General features: G+C 56.8%; 13 protein-coding genes and 1 tRNA gene. All 14 read right to left on the bottom strand.

Features of this window, described 5'->3' with window-relative positions; translation table 11 throughout:
• A partial coding sequence (gene tuf, locus DM813_RS00120; RefSeq protein ID WP_128321426.1) for an elongation factor Tu occupies positions 1-1,166 on the bottom strand: 1,166 nt, incomplete at its 3' end.
• 30 nt (positions 1,167-1,196) lie between these two features.
• Positions 1,197-3,344, bottom strand: a complete 2,148-nt coding sequence (gene fusA, locus DM813_RS00115; protein ID WP_128321425.1) for an elongation factor G — start codon at positions 3,342-3,344, stop codon at positions 1,197-1,199.
• A gap of 30 nt (positions 3,345-3,374) precedes the next feature.
• A complete protein-coding gene (rpsG, locus tag DM813_RS00110; RefSeq protein ID WP_008089143.1) occupies positions 3,375-3,845 on the bottom strand; it encodes a 30S ribosomal protein S7 in 471 nt (156 codons plus the stop codon).
• A gap of 122 nt (positions 3,846-3,967) precedes the next feature.
• Positions 3,968-4,339: a 30S ribosomal protein S12 gene (rpsL, locus tag DM813_RS00105; protein ID WP_003186084.1), complete on the bottom strand. Its 372-nt coding sequence runs from the start codon at positions 4,337-4,339 to the stop codon at positions 3,968-3,970.
• 210 nt (positions 4,340-4,549) lie between these two features.
• Positions 4,550-8,749: a DNA-directed RNA polymerase subunit beta' gene (gene rpoC, locus DM813_RS00100; protein ID WP_128321424.1), complete on the bottom strand. Its 4,200-nt coding sequence runs from the start codon at positions 8,747-8,749 to the stop codon at positions 4,550-4,552.
• 64 nt (positions 8,750-8,813) lie between these two features.
• Entirely contained in the window at positions 8,814-12,887 is a 4,074-nt protein-coding gene (gene rpoB, locus DM813_RS00095) for a DNA-directed RNA polymerase subunit beta (protein WP_128321423.1), read from the bottom strand.
• Positions 12,888-13,106: 219 nt separating this feature from the next.
• Positions 13,107-13,472 carry a 50S ribosomal protein L7/L12 gene (rplL, locus tag DM813_RS00090; RefSeq protein WP_007957596.1) on the bottom strand — a complete coding sequence of 122 codons (366 nt, stop codon included), beginning with the start codon at positions 13,470-13,472 and terminating at the stop codon, positions 13,107-13,109.
• Between the two features lie 78 nt (positions 13,473-13,550).
• On the bottom strand, positions 13,551-14,051 hold the full coding sequence (gene rplJ, locus DM813_RS00085; RefSeq protein ID WP_028944939.1) for a 50S ribosomal protein L10: 501 nt from the start codon (positions 14,049-14,051) through the stop codon (positions 13,551-13,553).
• A gap of 200 nt (positions 14,052-14,251) precedes the next feature.
• The gene (rplA, locus tag DM813_RS00080) at positions 14,252-14,947 is read right to left on the bottom strand and encodes a 50S ribosomal protein L1 (RefSeq protein WP_028944938.1); all 696 of its coding nucleotides are present in this window, start codon (positions 14,945-14,947) and stop codon (positions 14,252-14,254) included.
• Positions 14,947-15,378 carry a 50S ribosomal protein L11 gene (gene rplK, locus DM813_RS00075; RefSeq protein WP_128321422.1) on the bottom strand — a complete coding sequence of 144 codons (432 nt, stop codon included), beginning with the start codon at positions 15,376-15,378 and terminating at the stop codon, positions 14,947-14,949. The genes rplA and rplK overlap by 1 nt, the downstream gene beginning before the upstream one ends.
• A 119-nt stretch (positions 15,379-15,497) precedes the next feature.
• Positions 15,498-16,031 carry a transcription termination/antitermination protein NusG gene (gene nusG / locus DM813_RS00070; protein WP_010220294.1) on the bottom strand — a complete coding sequence of 178 codons (534 nt, stop codon included), beginning with the start codon at positions 16,029-16,031 and terminating at the stop codon, positions 15,498-15,500.
• A 9-nt stretch (positions 16,032-16,040) separates the two neighbouring features.
• Complete coding sequence (gene secE, locus DM813_RS00065) at positions 16,041-16,409, bottom strand: preprotein translocase subunit SecE (RefSeq protein WP_128321421.1); 369 nt, start codon at positions 16,407-16,409, stop codon at positions 16,041-16,043.
• A gap of 45 nt (positions 16,410-16,454) precedes the next feature.
• Positions 16,455-16,530: transfer RNA gene (locus tag DM813_RS00060), tRNA-Trp, on the bottom strand.
• Positions 16,531-16,583: 53 nt separating this feature from the next.
• The coding region (gene tuf, locus DM813_RS00055) for an elongation factor Tu (protein ID WP_128321420.1) at positions 16,584-17,600 on the bottom strand (1,017 nt) is incomplete at its 5' end.

Here is a 17,600-nt window from a genome sequence, read left to right as displayed (position 1 = left end):
GCGCCGACGGTACGACCGCCTTCACGGATAGCGAAACGCAGACCATCTTCCATTGCGATGGTTTTGATCAGAGTGACAGTCATCTGGATGTTGTCACCTGGCATTACCATTTCAACGCCTTCTGGCAGCTCGCAGTTACCGGTCACGTCAGTAGTACGGAAGTAGAACTGTGGACGGTAGCCTTTGAAGAACGGAGTATGACGGCCGCCTTCTTCCTTGCTCAGAACGTAAACTTCTGCGGTGAACTTGGTGTGCGGCTTAACCGAACCTGGCTTGACCAGAACCTGACCACGCTCAACGTCGTCACGCTTGGTGCCACGCAGCAGAACGCCGCAGTTCTCGCCAGCACGACCTTCGTCCAGCAGCTTGCGGAACATCTCAACACCGGTGCAGGTGGTGGTGGTGGTGTCACGCAGACCAACGATTTCCAGGGCGTCCTGAACGCGGACGATACCACGCTCGATACGACCGGTAACAACGGTACCACGACCCGAGATCGAGAATACGTCTTCGATTGGCATCAGGAACGGCTTGTCGATAGCACGCTCAGGCTCTGGGATGTAGCTGTCCAGAGTCTCAACCAGCTTCTTGACAGCGGTGGTGCCCATTTCGTTGTCGTCTTTGCCTTCCAGCGCCATACGAGCCGAACCGATGATGATCGGGGTGTCGTCGCCTGGGAAGTCATAGGTGGACAGCAGGTCGCGAACTTCCATCTCGACCAGTTCCAACAGCTCAGCGTCGTCTACCAGGTCAGCCTTGTTCAGGAAGACCACGATGTACGGAACGCCTACCTGACGGGACAGCAGGATGTGCTCACGGGTTTGTGGCATCGGACCATCGGCGGCCGAGCAAACCAGGATCGCGCCGTCCATCTGGGCAGCACCGGTGATCATGTTCTTCACGTAGTCAGCGTGACCTGGGCAGTCAACGTGAGCGTAGTGACGAATGTTCGAGTTGTACTCGACGTGCGCGGTGTTGATGGTGATACCACGAGCTTTTTCTTCTGGAGCCGAGTCGATTTTGTCGAACTCAACAACGGCCGAACCGAAAACTTCGGAGCAGACGCGAGTCAGAGCTGCGGTCAGAGTGGTTTTACCGTGGTCAACGTGACCGATGGTGCCAACGTTGACGTGCGGAAGGGAACGATCAAATTTTTCTTTAGCCACGACAGTGAACCTCTTGCCTAAAGGGCTGGATTAGCCTTGTTTTTTAACGAGTGCTTCGACGATATTCGACGGAGCTTCGGCGTATTTGGAGAATTCCATGGAGTAGCTCGCGCGACCCTGAGACATGGAACGAACGTCGGTCGCATAACCGAACATCTCTCCGAGCGGAACTTCAGCACGGACAACCTTGCCGGACACCGAATCTTCCATACCCTGGATCAGACCACGACGACGGTTCAGGTCACCCATCACGTCACCCATGTAGTCCTCAGGGGTCACAACTTCTACCTTCATGATCGGCTCAAGCACCTTACCGCCGCCTTTGGCTGCGAGTTGCTTGGTCGCCATGGAAGCGGCCACCTTGAACGCCATCTCGTTCGAGTCGACGTCGTGGTAGGAACCATCAAACACGGTTGCCTTCAGGCCGATCAGCGGATAGCCGGCAACGATGCCGTTCTTCATCTGCTCTTCGATACCCTTCTGGATCGCCGGGATGTATTCCTTAGGAACCACACCACCTACAACTTCGTTGGTGAATTCCAGGCCTTCGGTGATGTTGCCTTGGGCGTCTACCGATGGCTGCGAGAAGCGAATCCAGCAGTGACCGAACTGACCACGACCACCGGACTGACGAACGAATTTACCTTCGATCTCGACGTTGTCCTTGGTGATCTGCTCGCGGTAGGAAACCTGAGGCTTACCGATGTTGGCTTCGACGTTGAACTCGCGCTTCATGCGGTCAACGAGGATATCCAGGTGAAGCTCGCCCATACCGGAAATGATGGTCTGGCCGGTTTCTTCATCGGTCTTGACGCGGAACGACGGATCTTCCTGAGCCAGCTTGCCCAGTGCGATACCCATCTTCTCCTGGTCCTGCTTGGTCTTCGGCTCAACAGCTACCGAGATCACAGGCTCCGGGAAGTCCATACGCTCAAGGATGATTGGCTTGTCGGCGTTGCACAGGGTGTCACCGGTGGTGACGTCCTTCATGCCGATCAGAGCGGCGATGTCGCCTGCCAGTACTTCCTTGATCTCTTCACGCTGGTTGGCGTGCATCTGCACCATACGACCAACGCGCTCTTTCTTGCCTTTGACCGAGTTGATCACGGAGTCGCCAGACAGCAGCATGCCCGAGTAAACGCGCACGAAGGTCAGGGTACCCACGAACGGGTCGGTAGCAATCTTGAACGCCAGCGCCGAGAACGGCTCGCTATCGTCTGCGTGACGCTCGTCGTAGTCAGCTTCGGTCAGCTCTTCCTTCGGCTTCTCGATCAGGTCAGGGTGGATACCCTTGATCGCAGGAATCTCGGTAGGAGCGGGCAGGAAGTCGATAACAGCATCGAGAACCAGAGGAACGCCCTTGTTCTTGAACGAAGAACCGCAGACAGCCGGAACGATCTCGCTGGCCAGGGTGCGCGCGCGCAGACCGGCTTTGATTTCTTCGACGGTCAGCTCACCTTCTTCAAGGTACTTGTTCATCAGCTCTTCGTTGGCTTCTGCAGCGGCTTCGACCATATTGGCGCGCCACTCGTTAGCCAGGTCCAGCATATCGGCAGGAATTTCTTCCTCGCGATAGGTGGTGCCCTTGTCGTCGTCGTTCCAGTAGATCGCCTTCATCTTGATCAGGTCGACCTGGCCCTGGAAGTTGTCTTCCGAGCCGATAGCCAGCTGAACAGGAACCGGGGTGTGACCCAGACGGTTTTTGATCTGACCCACGACGCGCAGGAAGTTTGCACCTGCACGGTCCATCTTGTTCACGTAAACAACACGTGGAACACCGTACTTGTTGGCTTGACGCCATACGGTTTCGGACTGCGGCTCAACGCCGGAAGTACCGCAGAATACAACGACAGCGCCGTCGAGTACGCGCAGCGAACGCTCTACTTCAATGGTGAAGTCAACGTGGCCGGGGGTATCGATGACGTTTACGCGGTATTTGCCGTACTGGCCACGGGAACCTTCCCAGAAAGTGGTAACAGCAGCGGAGGTAATGGTAATACCCCGCTCCTGCTCCTGCACCATCCAGTCGGTGGTCGCGGCGCCGTCGTGCACCTCGCCCATTTTGTGGCTCAGACCTGTGTAGAACAGGATCCGCTCGGTAGTGGTAGTTTTGCCCGCGTCAACGTGCGCGCAAATACCAATGTTACGGTAGCGGTTGATTGGTGTAGTACGAGCCATAGAGCCCTCGCAAAAATAGTGATGCCTGAATTAGAAGCGGTAGTGCGAGAACGCTTTGTTGGCTTCGGCCATACGGTGTACGTCTTCACGCTTCTTGACTGCAGCACCTTTGCCTTCAGCAGCATCCAGCAGCTCGCCAGCCAGGCGCAGGGCCATGGACTTCTCGCCACGCTTGCGGGCGTAGTCTACCAACCAGCGCATTGCCAGAGCGTTACGACGGGAAGGACGAACTTCAACAGGAACCTGGTAAGTAGCACCGCCTACACGGCGCGACTTAACTTCGACCAGCGGAGCGATGGCGTCGAGAGCTTTCTCGAAGATTTCCAGGGGATCGCTGTTCTTGCGTTCTTTGACCTTGTCCAGTGCACCGTAAACGATACGCTCGGCAACGGCTTTTTTACCGCTTTCCATCACGTGGTTCATGAACTTGGCGAGGATCTGGCTTCCGTATTTTGGATCGTCCAGAATCTCACGCTTGGCTGCTACACGACGTCTTGGCATTGATAAGCCCTCAAACGGTCTTCAGGTTAGCCCGGGACAGGTGACCCCTAAGGGGTGCGTGCCCGACCTTACTCTTATCGACTCAATAAAATGAATAACTGCAAATTGCTGCAAACGGCCGATTACTTCGGACGCTTGGTACCGTACTTCGAACGGCCTTGGTTACGACCTTTAACACCGGAAGTATCCAGGGAACCGCGAACGGTGTGGTAACGAACACCTGGCAAGTCTTTTACACGACCGCCACGGATCAGTACCACGCTGTGCTCTTGCAGGTTGTGGCCTTCACCACCGATGTACGAGGAAACCTCGAAACCGTTGGTCAGACGCACACGGCATACTTTACGCAGTGCCGAGTTAGGTTTTTTCGGCGTAGTGGTGTACACACGGGTGCACACGCCACGACGTTGCGGGCAGTTCTGCAGCGCAGGAACGTCGGATTTCTCGACGATACGCTTACGCGGCTGACGTACCAGCTGGTTGATAGTTGCCATCTACTAGCTCCACTGTTGTCTTGCGACGCTATTGTCTTGCAAGAAAAGCAAAAATTGGCAGGACGGAGTCCCACCAAATTTAGGGGTACAAGAGTCTAAAGAGGATCTTGCCCCCAGTCAAGACGAGGCCCCAGCCTCCCTCCTCCAGTCATCGGCAACAATTTATGTTGTCAATGACCGGATCGGGTCAGCCGGGGCCCTGCCCTACTTTCAGTTACCGCTGGAGTTCAGCGCTTCAGTCAGTGCGGCTTCCACCTCACTGGCACTTACGCGCAGCGGCTTGTCGGCATCACGGCGACGCTTGCGCTCGCTGTGGTAGGCCAGACCGGTACCGGCCGGGATCAGACGACCCACAACCACGTTTTCTTTCAGGCCGCGCAGGTAGTCGCGCTTGCCGGTTACCGCCGCTTCGGTCAGTACGCGGGTGGTTTCCTGGAAGGAAGCCGCCGAGATGAACGATTCGGTGGACAGCGAGGCCTTGGTGATACCCAGCAGTACACGGGAGAACTTGGAGATGAATTTGTCTTCACCACCCAGACGCTCGTTCTCTACCAGTACCTGAGTCAGTTCCATCTGGTCGCCCTTGATGAAGCTGGAGTCACCCGACTCGGTGATCTCAACTTTACGCAGCATCTGACGCAGGATGGTCTCGATGTGCTTGTCGTTGATCTTCACGCCTTGCAGACGGTAAACGTCCTGAATCTCGTTGACGATGTACTTGGCCAGCGCGCTGACACCCAGCAGACGCAGGATGTCGTGCGGATCGCTTGGACCGTCGGAGATAACTTCGCCGCGGTTCACTTGTTCGCCTTCGAAGACGTTCAGGTGACGCCACTTCGGAATCAGCTCTTCGTACGGATCGCTACCGTCGTTCGGGGTAATGACCAGACGGCGCTTGCCCTTGGTCTCTTTACCGAAGGCGATGGTGCCGCTGACTTCAGCCAGAATCGAGGCTTCTTTCGGACGACGCGCTTCGAACAGGTCGGCTACGCGTGGCAGACCACCGGTGATGTCACGGGTCTTCGACGTTTCTTGCGGGATACGCGCGATAACGTCACCGACGCCGATCTGGGCACCGTCAGCCACACCAACCAGGGCGTTCGCCGGCAGGAAGTACTGAGCAGGTACGTCGGTACCTGGCAGCAGCAGATCCTTGCCATTGGCGTCGACCATCTTGATTGCAGGACGGATTTCCTTACCTGCAGCCGGACGGTCTTTGACGTCCAGAACTTCAATGTTGGTCAAACCAGTCAATTCGTCAGTCTGACGCTTGATGGTGATGTTTTCTTCCATGCCCACGAAGGTCACGGTACCTTTCATTTCGGTAACGATCGGGTGGGTGTGCGGGTCCCACTTGGCGACGATGGCGCCAGCGTCGACCTTGTCGCCTTCCTTGACGGAAATCACAGCACCGTACGGCAGCTTGTAACGCTCACGCTCACGACCGAATTCGTCGGCGATTGCCAACTCACCGGAACGCGATACGGCAACCAGGTTACCGTCGGCGCGCTCAACCTGCTTCAGGTTGTGCAGACGAACCATACCGCCGTTTTTCACCTGGACGCTGTCGGCAGCCGAGGTCCGGCTTGCAGCACCACCGATGTGGAACGTACGCATGGTCAGCTGGGTACCCGGCTCACCGATCGACTGGGCAGCGATAACGCCGACAGCTTCACCGATGTTCACCTGGTGACCGCGAGCCAGGTCACGGCCGTAGCACTTGGCGCAGATGCCGTAGCGGGTTTCGCAGCTGATCGGCGAACGCACGATCACTTCGTCGATGCTGTTCAGCTCGATGAACTCAACCCACTTCTCGTCGACCAGGGTGCCAGCAGGGACGATCACGTCGTCGGTGCCTGGCTTGAACACGTCACGGGCAATTACACGGCCCAGTACACGCTCACCCAGCGGCTCTACTACGTCACCGCCTTCAATGTGCGGCGTCATCAGCAGGCCTTGCTCGGTACCGCAATCGATCTCGGTAACGACCAGGTCTTGCGCAACGTCTACCAGACGGCGAGTCAGGTAACCGGAGTTCGCGGTTTTCAACGCGGTATCCGCCAGACCTTTACGAGCACCGTGAGTCGAGATGAAGTACTGGAGTACGCTCAGACCTTCACGGAAGTTCGCGGTGATCGGCGTCTCGATGATCGAGCCGTCCGGCTTGGCCATCAGACCACGCATACCGGCCAGCTGACGAATCTGGGCTGCCGAACCCCGGGCACCGGAGTCAGCCATCATGTACATCGAGTTGAACGACTCTTGCTCGACTTCGTCGCCGTTGCGGTCGATGACCTTCTCTTTCGAGAGGTTGGCCATCATCGCCTTGGAAACTTCATCGTTCGCCTTCGACCACAAGTCGATGACTTTGTTGTACTTCTCGCCCTGGGTTACCAGGCCGGAGGCGTACTGGCTTTCGATCTCTTTCACTTCGTCGGTAGCGGTACCGATGATGCGCGCCTTTTCGTCCGGGATAACGAAGTCGTTAACACCGATCGAGACGCCGGAAATGGTCGAGTAAGCAAAACCGGTGTACATCAGCTGGTCAGCGAAGATCACGGTCTCTTTCAGACCAACCACGCGGTAGCACTGGTTGATCAGCTTGGAGATCGCCTTCTTCTTCATCGGCTGGTTGACCACGTCGTACGACAGACCTGGTGGTACAACCTGGAACAACAGCGCACGGCCGACGGTAGTGTCGACGATACGGGTGTTCTTGACGCTGCCGCCATCACGGTCGTTCACGGTTTCGTTGATACGAACCTTGATCTTCGCGTGCAGGGCTGCTTCGCCGGCGCGGAATACGCGGTCGACTTCCTGCAGGTCAGCGAATACGCGACCTTCGCCCTTGGCGTTGATGGCTTCACGGGTCATGTAGTACAGACCCAGTACAACGTCCTGCGACGGAACGATGATTGGCTCACCGTTGGCTGGCGACAGAATGTTGTTGGTCGACATCATCAGCGCGCGCGCTTCGAGCTGGGCTTCCAGCGTCAGCGGCACGTGCACGGCCATCTGGTCACCGTCGAAGTCGGCGTTGTACGCAGCACAGACCAGCGGGTGCAGCTGAATAGCCTTACCTTCGATCAGTACCGGTTCAAACGCCTGGATACCCAGACGGTGAAGGGTCGGCGCACGGTTGAGCAGCACGGGGTGTTCGCGAATCACTTCGGCGAGAACGTCCCACACCTCTGGCAGCTCGCGCTCGACCATCTTCTTGGCGGCCTTGATGGTGGTCGCCAGACCACGCATTTCCAGCTTGCCGAAAATGAACGGCTTGAACAGCTCGAGGGCCATCTTCTTCGGCAGACCGCACTGGTGCAGACGCAGGGTCGGACCTACGGTAATTACCGAACGGCCAGAGTAGTCAACACGCTTACCGAGCAAGTTCTGACGGAAACGACCTTGCTTACCCTTGATCATGTCGGCCAGGGATTTCAGAGGACGCTTGTTCGAACCGGTGATGGCACGACCACGACGGCCGTTATCCAGCAAGGCGTCGACCGCTTCCTGCAGCATGCGCTTTTCGTTGCGCACGATGATGTCCGGCGCGGACAGGTCGAGCAGGCGCTTCAGACGGTTGTTACGGTTGATCACCCGACGATACAGATCGTTCAGGTCGGAAGTCGCGAAGCGACCGCCATCCAGCGGAACCAAAGGACGCAGGTCTGGCGGCAGAACCGGCAGAACGGTCAGAACCATCCACTCAGGCAGGTTGCCCGAGCCCTGGAAGGCTTCCATCAGTTTCAGACGCTTGGACAGCTTCTTGATCTTGGTTTCCGAGTTGGTCTGCGGAATTTCTTCGCGCAGGCGACCGATCTCGTGCTCCAGGTCGATAGCGTGCAGCAGCTCGCGCACAGCCTCGGCACCCATGCGGGCGTCGAAGTCGTCACCGAACTCTTCCAGCGCTTCGAAGTACTGCTCGTCGTTCAGCAGCTGACCTTTTTCCAGAGTGGTCATGCCCGGATCGATAACGACATAGCTCTCGAAGTAGAGAACGCGTTCGATATCACGCAGGGTCATGTCCATCAGCAGGCCGATACGGGACGGCAGCGATTTCAGGAACCAGATGTGGGCAACCGGAGAGGCCAGTTCGATGTGCGCCATGCGCTCACGACGAACCTTGGCCAGAGCGACTTCAACGCCGCACTTCTCACAGATGACGCCACGGTGCTTCAGGCGCTTGTACTTACCGCACAGGCACTCGTAGTCCTTGACTGGGCCAAAGATCTTGGCGCAGAACAGGCCGTCACGCTCAGGCTTGAACGTACGGTAGTTGATGGTTTCCGGCTTTTTAACTTCACCGAACGACCACGAACGGATCATCTCAGGCGAGGCCAATCCGATACGGATGGCGTCGAACTCTTCGACTTGACCCTGGTTTTTCAGCAAATTCAGTAGGTCTTTCAAGGCCTTTCCTCCTGGCGGAGCAGGGAGCGGGCTTTTCAGCCACGCTCCCGATTCGCGTCACGTGTTATTCGGTTTCCAGATCGATATCGATACCGAGCGAACGGATCTCTTTGATCAACACGTTGAAGGACTCGGGCATGCCCGGCTCCATACGGTGATCGCCGTCCACGATGTTCTTGTACATCTTGGTCCGACCGTTCACGTCGTCCGACTTCACTGTGAGCATTTCTTGCAGGGTGTATGCCGCGCCGTATGCTTCCAGCGCCCACACTTCCATCTCCCCGAAACGCTGACCACCGAACTGCGCCTTACCACCCAGCGGCTGCTGGGTAACCAGGCTGTAAGAACCAGTGGAACGCGCGTGCATCTTGTCGTCCACCAAGTGGTTCAGCTTGAGCATGTACATGTAACCAACGGTCACTGGACGCTCGAACTTGTTACCGGTACGGCCGTCGAACAGCTGCATCTGACCGCTTTCTGGCATGTCTGCCAGTTTCAGCATGGCCTTGATCTCGCGCTCCTTGGCACCGTCGAAGACTGGAGTGGCCATTGGCACACCGCCTTTGAGGTTCTTCGCCAGGTCCAGGATTTCCTGGTCGGTGAAGTCTTCCAGGCTCTCCTGACGACCACCGATCTCGTTGTAGATCTCGGTGAGGAACTTGCGCAGCTCGATGACCTTGCGCTGCTCTTCGAGCATGCGGTTGATCTTCTCGCCCAGACCTTTGGCCGCCAGGCCCAGGTGGGTTTCGAGGATCTGACCAACGTTCATACGCGATGGTACACCCAGCGGGTTGAGTACCACGTCAACTGGCGTACCGTTGGCGTCATGCGGCATGTCTTCGACCGGCATGATCACCGAGACCACACCTTTGTTACCGTGACGACCGGCCATCTTGTCGCCCGGCTGGATGCGACGACGGATTGCCAAGTAGACCTTGACGATCTTCAGTACGCCCGGAGCCAGGTCATCGCCCTGCTGCAGCTTGCGCTTCTTGTCTTCGAACTTGTCGTCCAGCAGACGGCGACGATCAACGATGTAGGCCTGAGCCTTCTCGAGCTGCTCGTTCAGCGCGTCTTCGGCCATGCGCAGTTTGAACCACTGGCCGTGCTCCAGACCGTCCAGGACTTCGTTGGTGATCTCAGTGCCCTTCTTCAGGCCTGCACCACCATCGACGATCTGGCCGTTCAGGGCAGAACGCAGACGCTCGAAGGTTGCACCTTCAACGATACGGAACTCTTCGTTCAGGTCCTTGCGGATCTCGTCGAGCTGCATCTTCTCGATGGACAGCGCACGGCTGTCGCGCTCAACGCCGTCACGGGTGAAGACCTGTACGTCGATGACAGTACCTTTGGTGCCGGTAGGCACGCGCAGGGAGGTGTCTTTAACGTCGCTGGCCTTCTCACCGAAGATTGCGCGCAGCAGCTTCTCTTCTGGCGTCAGCTGGGTTTCGCCTTTCGGCGTGACCTTGCCAACCAGAATGTCGCCAGCGCCAACTTCAGCACCCACGTAAACGATACCGGCTTCGTCCAGCTTGTTCAGCGCAGCTTCACCGACGTTCGGGATGTCTGCGGTGATTTCCTCTGGGCCAAGCTTGGTGTCACGGGCCACACAGGTCAGTTCCTGGATGTGGATCGTGGTGAAGCGGTCTTCCTGAACCACACGCTCGGACAGGCAGATGGAGTCTTCGAAGTTGAAGCCGTTCCACGCCATGAACGCGATGCGCATGTTCTGACCCAGTGCCAGCTCACCCATATCGGTGGACGGACCGTCGGCCATGATGTCGCTACGCTGAACCACATCACCCTTGCTCACCAGCGGACGCTGGTTGATGCAGGTGTTCTGGTTCGAGCGGGTGTACTTGGTCAGGTTGTAGATGTCGACACCAGCTTCGCCGGTTTCAACTTCGTCATCGGCAACACGAACCACGATACGGCTGGCGTCGACGGAGTCGATCACGCCACCACGACGAGCCACGACGCAAACGCCGGAGTCACGGGCAACGTTACGCTCCATACCGGTACCGACCAGCGGCTTGTCGGCACGCAGGGTTGGTACAGCCTGACGCTGCATGTTCGAACCCATCAACGCACGGTTGGCGTCGTCGTGCTCGAGGAACGGAATCAGCGACGCAGCAACCGAAACTACCTGCTTCGGCGATACGTCCATCAAGGTGACGTCTTCCGGCGCCTTGACGGTGAATTCGTTCAGGTGACGAACAGCTACCAGCTCGTCGATCAGTTGTTTCTTGTCGTTCATCGCAGCCGAAGCCTGGGCGATGACGTGATCAGCTTCTTCGATCGCCGACAGGAACACGATATCGTCGGTGACAACACCCTCTTTCACCACGCGGTACGGGCTTTCCAGGAAGCCGTACTGGTTGGTGCGGGCGTAGGCCGCCAGGGAGTTGATCAGACCGATGTTCGGACCTTCAGGGGTCTCGATCGGGCACACACGGCCGTAGTGGGTCGGGTGTACGTCACGGACTTCGAAGCCTGCGCGCTCACGGGTCAGACCACCAGGGCCGAGTGCAGAGACACGACGCTTGTGGGTGATCTCGGACAGCGGGTTGTTCTGGTCCATGAACTGCGAGAGCTGGCTGGAACCGAAGAACTCTTTCACCGCCGCCGCAACCGGCTTGGCGTTGATCAGGTCTTGCGGCATCAGGCCTTCGCTTTCGGCCATCGACAGACGCTCTTTGACCGCGCGCTCTACACGCACCAGGCCAACGCGGAACTGGTTCTCGGCCATCTCGCCGACGCAACGAACGCGACGGTTACCCAAGTGGTCGATGTCGTCGACGATGCCTTTACCGTTACGGATATCGACCAGGGTCTTGAGGACCTCGACGATGTCTTCCTTGCTCAGCACGCCCGAACCTTCGATCTCGGTACGACCGATACGACGGTTGAACTTCATGCGACCAACGGCCGACAGGTCGTAACGCTCGGCGCTGAAGAACAGGTTGTTGAACAGGGTCTCGGCAGCATCCTTGGTTGGCGGCTCGCCAGGACGCATCATCCGGTAGATTTCGACCAGCGCTTCCAGCTGATTGCTGGTGGAGTCGATCTTCAGGGTGTCGGAGATGAACGGACCGCAATCGATGTCGTTGGTATACAACGTTTCGAAACGGACAACCTGAGCCTTGGCGATCTTGATCAGCAGCTCGGTGTTCAGCTCGGTGTTGCACTCAGCCAGGATTTCGCCGGTAGCCGGGTGAACGATCGCTTTGGCGGTCGTGCGGCCCAGGACGTATTCCATCGGAACGTCCAGTTGCTTGACGCCGGCTTTTTCCAGCTGGTTGATGTGACGAGCGGTAATACGACGACCCTGCTCGACAATCACCTTGCCGGTTTCGTCATGGATATCCATGACCGCAACTTCACCACGCAGGCGCTGAGGCACCAGCTCCAGGCTCAGGCTCTCGCCGGAGATGTGGAATACGTTGGTGGTGTAGAAAGCGTCCAGCACTTCTTCAGTGCTGTAGCCCAGCGCGCGCAGCAGTACCGACGCAGGCAGTTTGCGACGACGGTCGATACGGACGAATACACAGTCTTTCGGATCGAACTCGAAGTCCAGCCACGAACCGCGGTAAGGAATGATACGCGCCGAATACAGCAGCTTGCCCGAGCTGTGCGTCTTGCCACGGTCGTGGTCGAAGAACACACCTGGCGAACGGTGCAGCTGGGAAACGATAACACGCTCGGTACCGTTGATAACGAAGGTACCGTTTTCAGTCATCAGGGGGATTTCACCCATGTAGACTTCTTGCTCTTTGATGTCCTTGATCGCTTTGTTCGACGATTCTTTGTCGAAAATGATCAGGCGCACTTTTACCCGCAGCGGTACCGCGTAGGTCACGCCGCGCAGAACGCATTCTTTGACATCAAAAGCCGGTTCGCCCAGACGATAGCCAACGTACTCCAGGGCAGCATTGCCGGAGTAGCTGATGATCGGGAAAACCGATTTGAAGGCCGCATGCAGGCCCACGTCGCGGAACTGATCTTTAGTCGCTCCCGCTTGCAAGAATTCACGATACGAATCCAGCTGGATGGCCAGGAGGTAAGGCACATCCATGACGTCCGGCAACTTGCTAAAGTCCTTGCGGATACGTTTTTTCTCAGTGTATGAGTAAGCCATCAGCGTTCCCCAGCTTGGTCACCTGCTTGTTTGGCTTCTCCCGACGGGAGCAGCCAGAAAATCGTGCAAACCCCTTGGTTTGCGCCACCGTCATCGGTGGTTGAAGCACGTTACTGGCGCCGACCTGGTCAGCCGCCAATAACGGAAAAAGGCCGGTGGCATGAGCCACCAGCCATCAGCCTTACGCTTAACGCTCGGGCTGGCGTCGCAAAGTCGAAATTACTTGAGTTCGACTTTAGCGCCTGCTTCTTCCAGCTTCTTCTTGGCGTCTTCAGCGGCTTCTTTCGAAACGCCTTCAGCGACAACCTGAGGAGCGCCGTCAACTTTCTCTTTGGCTTCTTTCAGGCCCAGACCGGTCAGTTCACGAACGGCCTTGATCACGTTGACTTTCTTCTCGCCGGCTTCAACCAGAACAACGTTGAATTCGGTTTGTTCTTCAACAACGGCAGCGGCAGCAGCTGGGCCGGCAGCGGCAACAGCAGCGGTAACGCCGAAGGTTTCTTCCATTGCTTTGATCAGCTCAACAACTTCCAGAACGGTTTTCTGGCCGATTGCTTCGATGATTTGCTCGTTAGTCAGAGACATGACTTAAATCCTGTATTGGGGTGACAGCCTACGCAGCTATCAAATTAAACGTATGATTTCGAAAGTGCTTTCTGTGCCTTAGGCAGCAGTAGCTTCTTTCTGGTCGCGAATAGCTGCCAGGGTACGAGCCAGCTTGCTGGTAGCGCCTTGGATCACGCTCATCAGCTTCGCGATAGCCTCGTCGCGGGTCGGCAGGGTAGCCAACACGTCGATTTCGTTAGCGGCAAGGAACTTGCCGTCAAACGCAGCTGCCTTGATCTCGAACTTGTCCTGACCCTTGGCGAACTCTTTGAACAGACGGGCAGCGGCGCCCGGGTGCTCGTTGGAGAATGCGATCAGGGTCGGGCCGGTGAAGGCGTCGTTGAGGACACTGAATTCAGTGTCAGCAACAGCGCGCTTGAGCAGGGTGTTACGTACAACACGTACGTATACGCCAGCTTCACGAGCCTCTTTACGGAGTCCGGTCATTGCGCCTACAGTCACACCACGGGCATCAGCCACGACAGCGGACAGAGCGACTTTGGCAGCCTCGTTGACTTCAGCGACGATGGCCTTCTTGTCTTCGAGTTTAATTGCCACGGGTAAAACTCCTGCTTGTTACCGTTTCATCTGGCCGAAGCCGGATGTCGTTTTGGTGTCTGATTCGGTAAGGAACCGGGAGCACCATCTGCGTAGGCTTGAGGTTTAAGGCTTGCGCCGCCTACGGTCTTGGATAGCCCCCGCCAGGCAGGGACCCCAATTTTTTCAAGCGGACGCGATCGCTCGCGTCGGCTTTTGTCTTACGCGTTCAGCGAGCTCTGGTCGATGACCAGACCTGGGCCCATAGTGGTGCTCAGGGTAACGCGCTTGACGTAGATACCTTTCGAAGAAGCAGGCTTGATACGCTTCAGATCAGCGATCAGGGCTTCAACGTTTTCCTTCAGCTTGCCAGCTTCAAAGCCAACTTTGCCAACGGAGGTGTGGATGATACCGTTTTTGTCGGTGCGATAACGAACCTGACCGGCCTTGGCGTTTTTAACCGCGGTGGCAACGTCTGGAGTTACAGTACCAACTTTAGGGTTAGGCATCAGGCCGCGAGGACCCAGAACCTGACCCAGCTGACCTACAACACGCATTGCGTCCGGGGAAGCAATAACGACGTCATAGTTCAGGTCGCCGCCTTTCATTTCGGCAGCCAGATCGTCCATACCTACACGGTCAGCGCCGGCAGCCAGAGCGGCCTCGGCAGCTGGACCCTGGGTGAAGACAGCAACACGTACGGTCTTGCCAGTGCCGTGCGGCAGCACAGTAGCGCTACGAACGACCTGGTCGGATTTACGTGGGTCAACACCGAGGTTGACAGCAACGTCGAAGGATTCGCTGAACTTCACGGTGGACAGTTCGGCCAGCAGCACTGCTGCGTCTTCGAAGTTGTAGACTTTGCCAGCTTCGAGCTTCGAAGCAATGGCCTTTTGGCGCTTGGTCAGCTTAGCCATTACACACCCTCCACGTTGAGGCCCATGCTGCGAGCAGAACCGGCGATAGTACGCACGGCTGCTTCCATGTCAGCGGCAGTCAGATCAGCATTTTTGATTTTTGCGATCTCTTCCAGCTGAGCACGGGTCACAGTACCGACTTTAACGGTGTTCGGACGCGCAGAACCGCTGGTCAGGCCAGCTGCTTTCTTCAGCAGAACCGAAGCAGGGGTGCTTTTGGTTTCGAAGGTGAAGCTACGGTCACTGTAAACAGTGATGATCACTGGAGTCGGCAGGCCGGCTTCTTGACCCTGAGTACGGGCGTTGAAGGCCTTGCAGAATTCCATGATGTTCACACCGTGTTGACCCAGTGCTGGACCAACGGGTGGGCTAGGGTTGGCCTGGCCGGCCTTTACTTGCAGCTTGATGTAAGCCTGAATCTTCTTAGCCATGAGCTACTCCAATATCGGGTACGAACGCCATAAGGCTCCCCGGATTACTTGCGTTTTATCCCAGTGACGACAAAACCCCGCAGCACATAGGGCTGCGGGGTATGGGATGCTGTGTTCTGCTAGACCTTTTCGACCTGGCTGAACTCAAGCTCTACCGGAGTAGAGCGACCGAAAATAAGCACGGCCACTTGGATCCGGCTCTTCTCGTAGTTAACTTCTTCAACGGTACCGTTGAAATCAGCGAACGGACCGTCGATAACGCGGACCACTTCACCTGGCTCGAACAGCGTCTTCGGCTTCGGCTTGTCGCTGCCGTCGGCAACGCGACGCAGAATGGCCTCGGCTTCTTTATCAGTGATAGGCGCAGGCTTGTCTGCAGTACCACCGATGAAGCCCATGACGCGAGGGGTATCCTTGACCAAGTGCCAAGTACCTTCGTTCATGTCCATCTGAACCAGCACATAACCTGGGAAGAACTTACGCTCGCTCTTGCGCTTCTGGCCATTGCGCATCTCGACTACTTCTTCAGTCGGGACCAGAATTTCGCCGAAACCGTCTTCCATGCCAGCCAGCTTTACGCGCTCGATCAGCGAGCGCATTACATGCTTCTCGTAACCCGAGTAAGCATGCACAACGTACCAACGCTTAGCCACGGGACACCCTTAGCCAACAATCAAGGAAATCAACCAACCCAGCAGGGAGTCGAGACCCCACAGCAGCAACGCCATAACCAGAACAACCGCCACTACGATGAGCGTGGTTTGCATGGTTTCTTGACGGGTTGGCCATACGACTTTACGAATCTCGGTGCGAGCTTCCTTCACCAGCGTAAAGAACGACTTGCCCTTGGCTGTCTGCAGGGCAATGAAGCCAGCAACAGCAGCGAGAGCAAGCAGTGCGAGTACGCGATACAGAATCGGCGAGGCGGAGTAATAGAGGTTACCCACAACACCAACAACCACCAAAGCGACAACAGCCAGCCACTTGAGCAGATCAAAACGAGAGTCTTGGGCTTCAGCCTTGGGAGTCATCTAGGAAAATCCTGTGAAAAGAAAGCCAGACACACGAGGTGAATCTGGCAGGTCAGGAGGGAATCGAACCCCCAACCTACGGTTTTGGAGACCGTCGCTCTGCCAATTGAGCTACTGACCTAAAAGCTTATCAGGCCGGCCATTATGCCGGCCTGATCGAGAGAAATCAACTACTTATTCGATAATCTTTGCTACTACACCGGCGCCGACGGTACGACCGCCTTCACGGATAGCGAAACGCAGACCATCTTCCATTGCGATGGTTTTGATCAGAGTGACAGTCATCTGGATGTTGTCACCTGGCATTACCATTTCAACGCCTTCTGGCAGCTCGCAGTTACCGGTCACGTCAGTAGTACGGAAGTAGAACTGTGGACGGTAGCCTTTGAAGAACGGAGTATGACGGCCGCCTTCTTCCTTGCTCAGAACGTAAACTTCTGCGGTGAACTTGGTGTGCGGCTTAACCGAACCTGGCTTGACCAGAACCTGACCACGCTCAACGTCGTCACGCTTGGTGCCACGCAGCAGAACGCCGCAGTTCTCGCCAGCACGACCTTCGTCCAGCAGCTTGCGGAACATCTCAACACCGGTGCAGGTGGTGGTGGTGGTGTCACGCAGACCAACGATTTCCAGGGCGTCCTGAACGCGGACGATACCACGCTCGATACGACCGGTAACAACGGTACCACGACCCGAGATCGAGAATACGTCTTCGATTGGCATCAGGAACGGCTTGTCGATAGCACGCTCAGGCTCTGGGATGTAGCTGTCCAGAGTCTCAACCAGCTTCTTGACAGCGGTGGTGCCCATTTCGTTGTCGTCTTTGCCTTCCAGCGCCATACGAGCCGAACCGATGATGATCGGGGTGTCGTCGCCTGGGAAGTCATAGGTGGACAGCAGGTCGCGAACTTCCATCTCGACCAGTTCCAACAGCTCAGCGTCGTCTACCAGGTCAGCCTTGTTCAGGAAGACCACGATGTACGGAACGCCTACCTGACGGGACAGCAGGATGTGCTCACGGGTTTGTGGCATCGGACCATCGGCGGCCGAGCAAACCAGGATCGCGCCGTCCATCTGGGCAGCACCGGTGATCATGTTCTTCACGTAGTCAGCGTGACCTGGGCAGTCAACGTGAGCGTAGTGACGAATGTTCGAGTTGTACTCGACGTGCGCGGTGTTGATGGTGATACC

It is taken from the genome of Pseudomonas alkylphenolica (assembly GCF_004025535.1).
Lineage (GTDB): Bacteria > Pseudomonadota > Gammaproteobacteria > Pseudomonadales > Pseudomonadaceae > Aquipseudomonas > Aquipseudomonas alkylphenolica_A.
Note: the sequence above shows the minus strand (reverse complement) of the source record. Positions and strands in the feature narration are given on the sequence as shown.

Excerpts from the sequence above, each read along its gene's own strand:
- rpsG (WP_008089143.1), bottom strand. The coding sequence starts at position 3,845 with ATGCCAAGACGTCGTGTAGCAGCCAAGCGTGAGATTCTGGACGATCCA.
- fusA (WP_128321425.1), bottom strand. The coding sequence starts at position 3,344 with ATGGCTCGTACTACACCAATCAACCGCTACCGTAACATTGGTATTTGC.
- rplA (WP_028944938.1), bottom strand. The coding sequence starts at position 14,947 with ATGGCTAAGCTGACCAAGCGCCAAAAGGCCATTGCTTCGAAGCTCGAA.
- secE (WP_128321421.1), bottom strand. The coding sequence starts at position 16,409 with ATGACTCCCAAGGCTGAAGCCCAAGACTCTCGTTTTGATCTGCTCAAG.
- rpsL (WP_003186084.1), bottom strand. The coding sequence starts at position 4,339 with ATGGCAACTATCAACCAGCTGGTACGTCAGCCGCGTAAGCGTATCGTC.
- rplK (WP_128321422.1), bottom strand. The coding sequence starts at position 15,378 with ATGGCTAAGAAGATTCAGGCTTACATCAAGCTGCAAGTAAAGGCCGGC.
- rpoB (WP_128321423.1), bottom strand. The coding sequence starts at position 12,887 with ATGGCTTACTCATACACTGAGAAAAAACGTATCCGCAAGGACTTTAGC.
- rplL (WP_007957596.1), bottom strand. The coding sequence starts at position 13,472 with ATGTCTCTGACTAACGAGCAAATCATCGAAGCAATCGGCCAGAAAACC.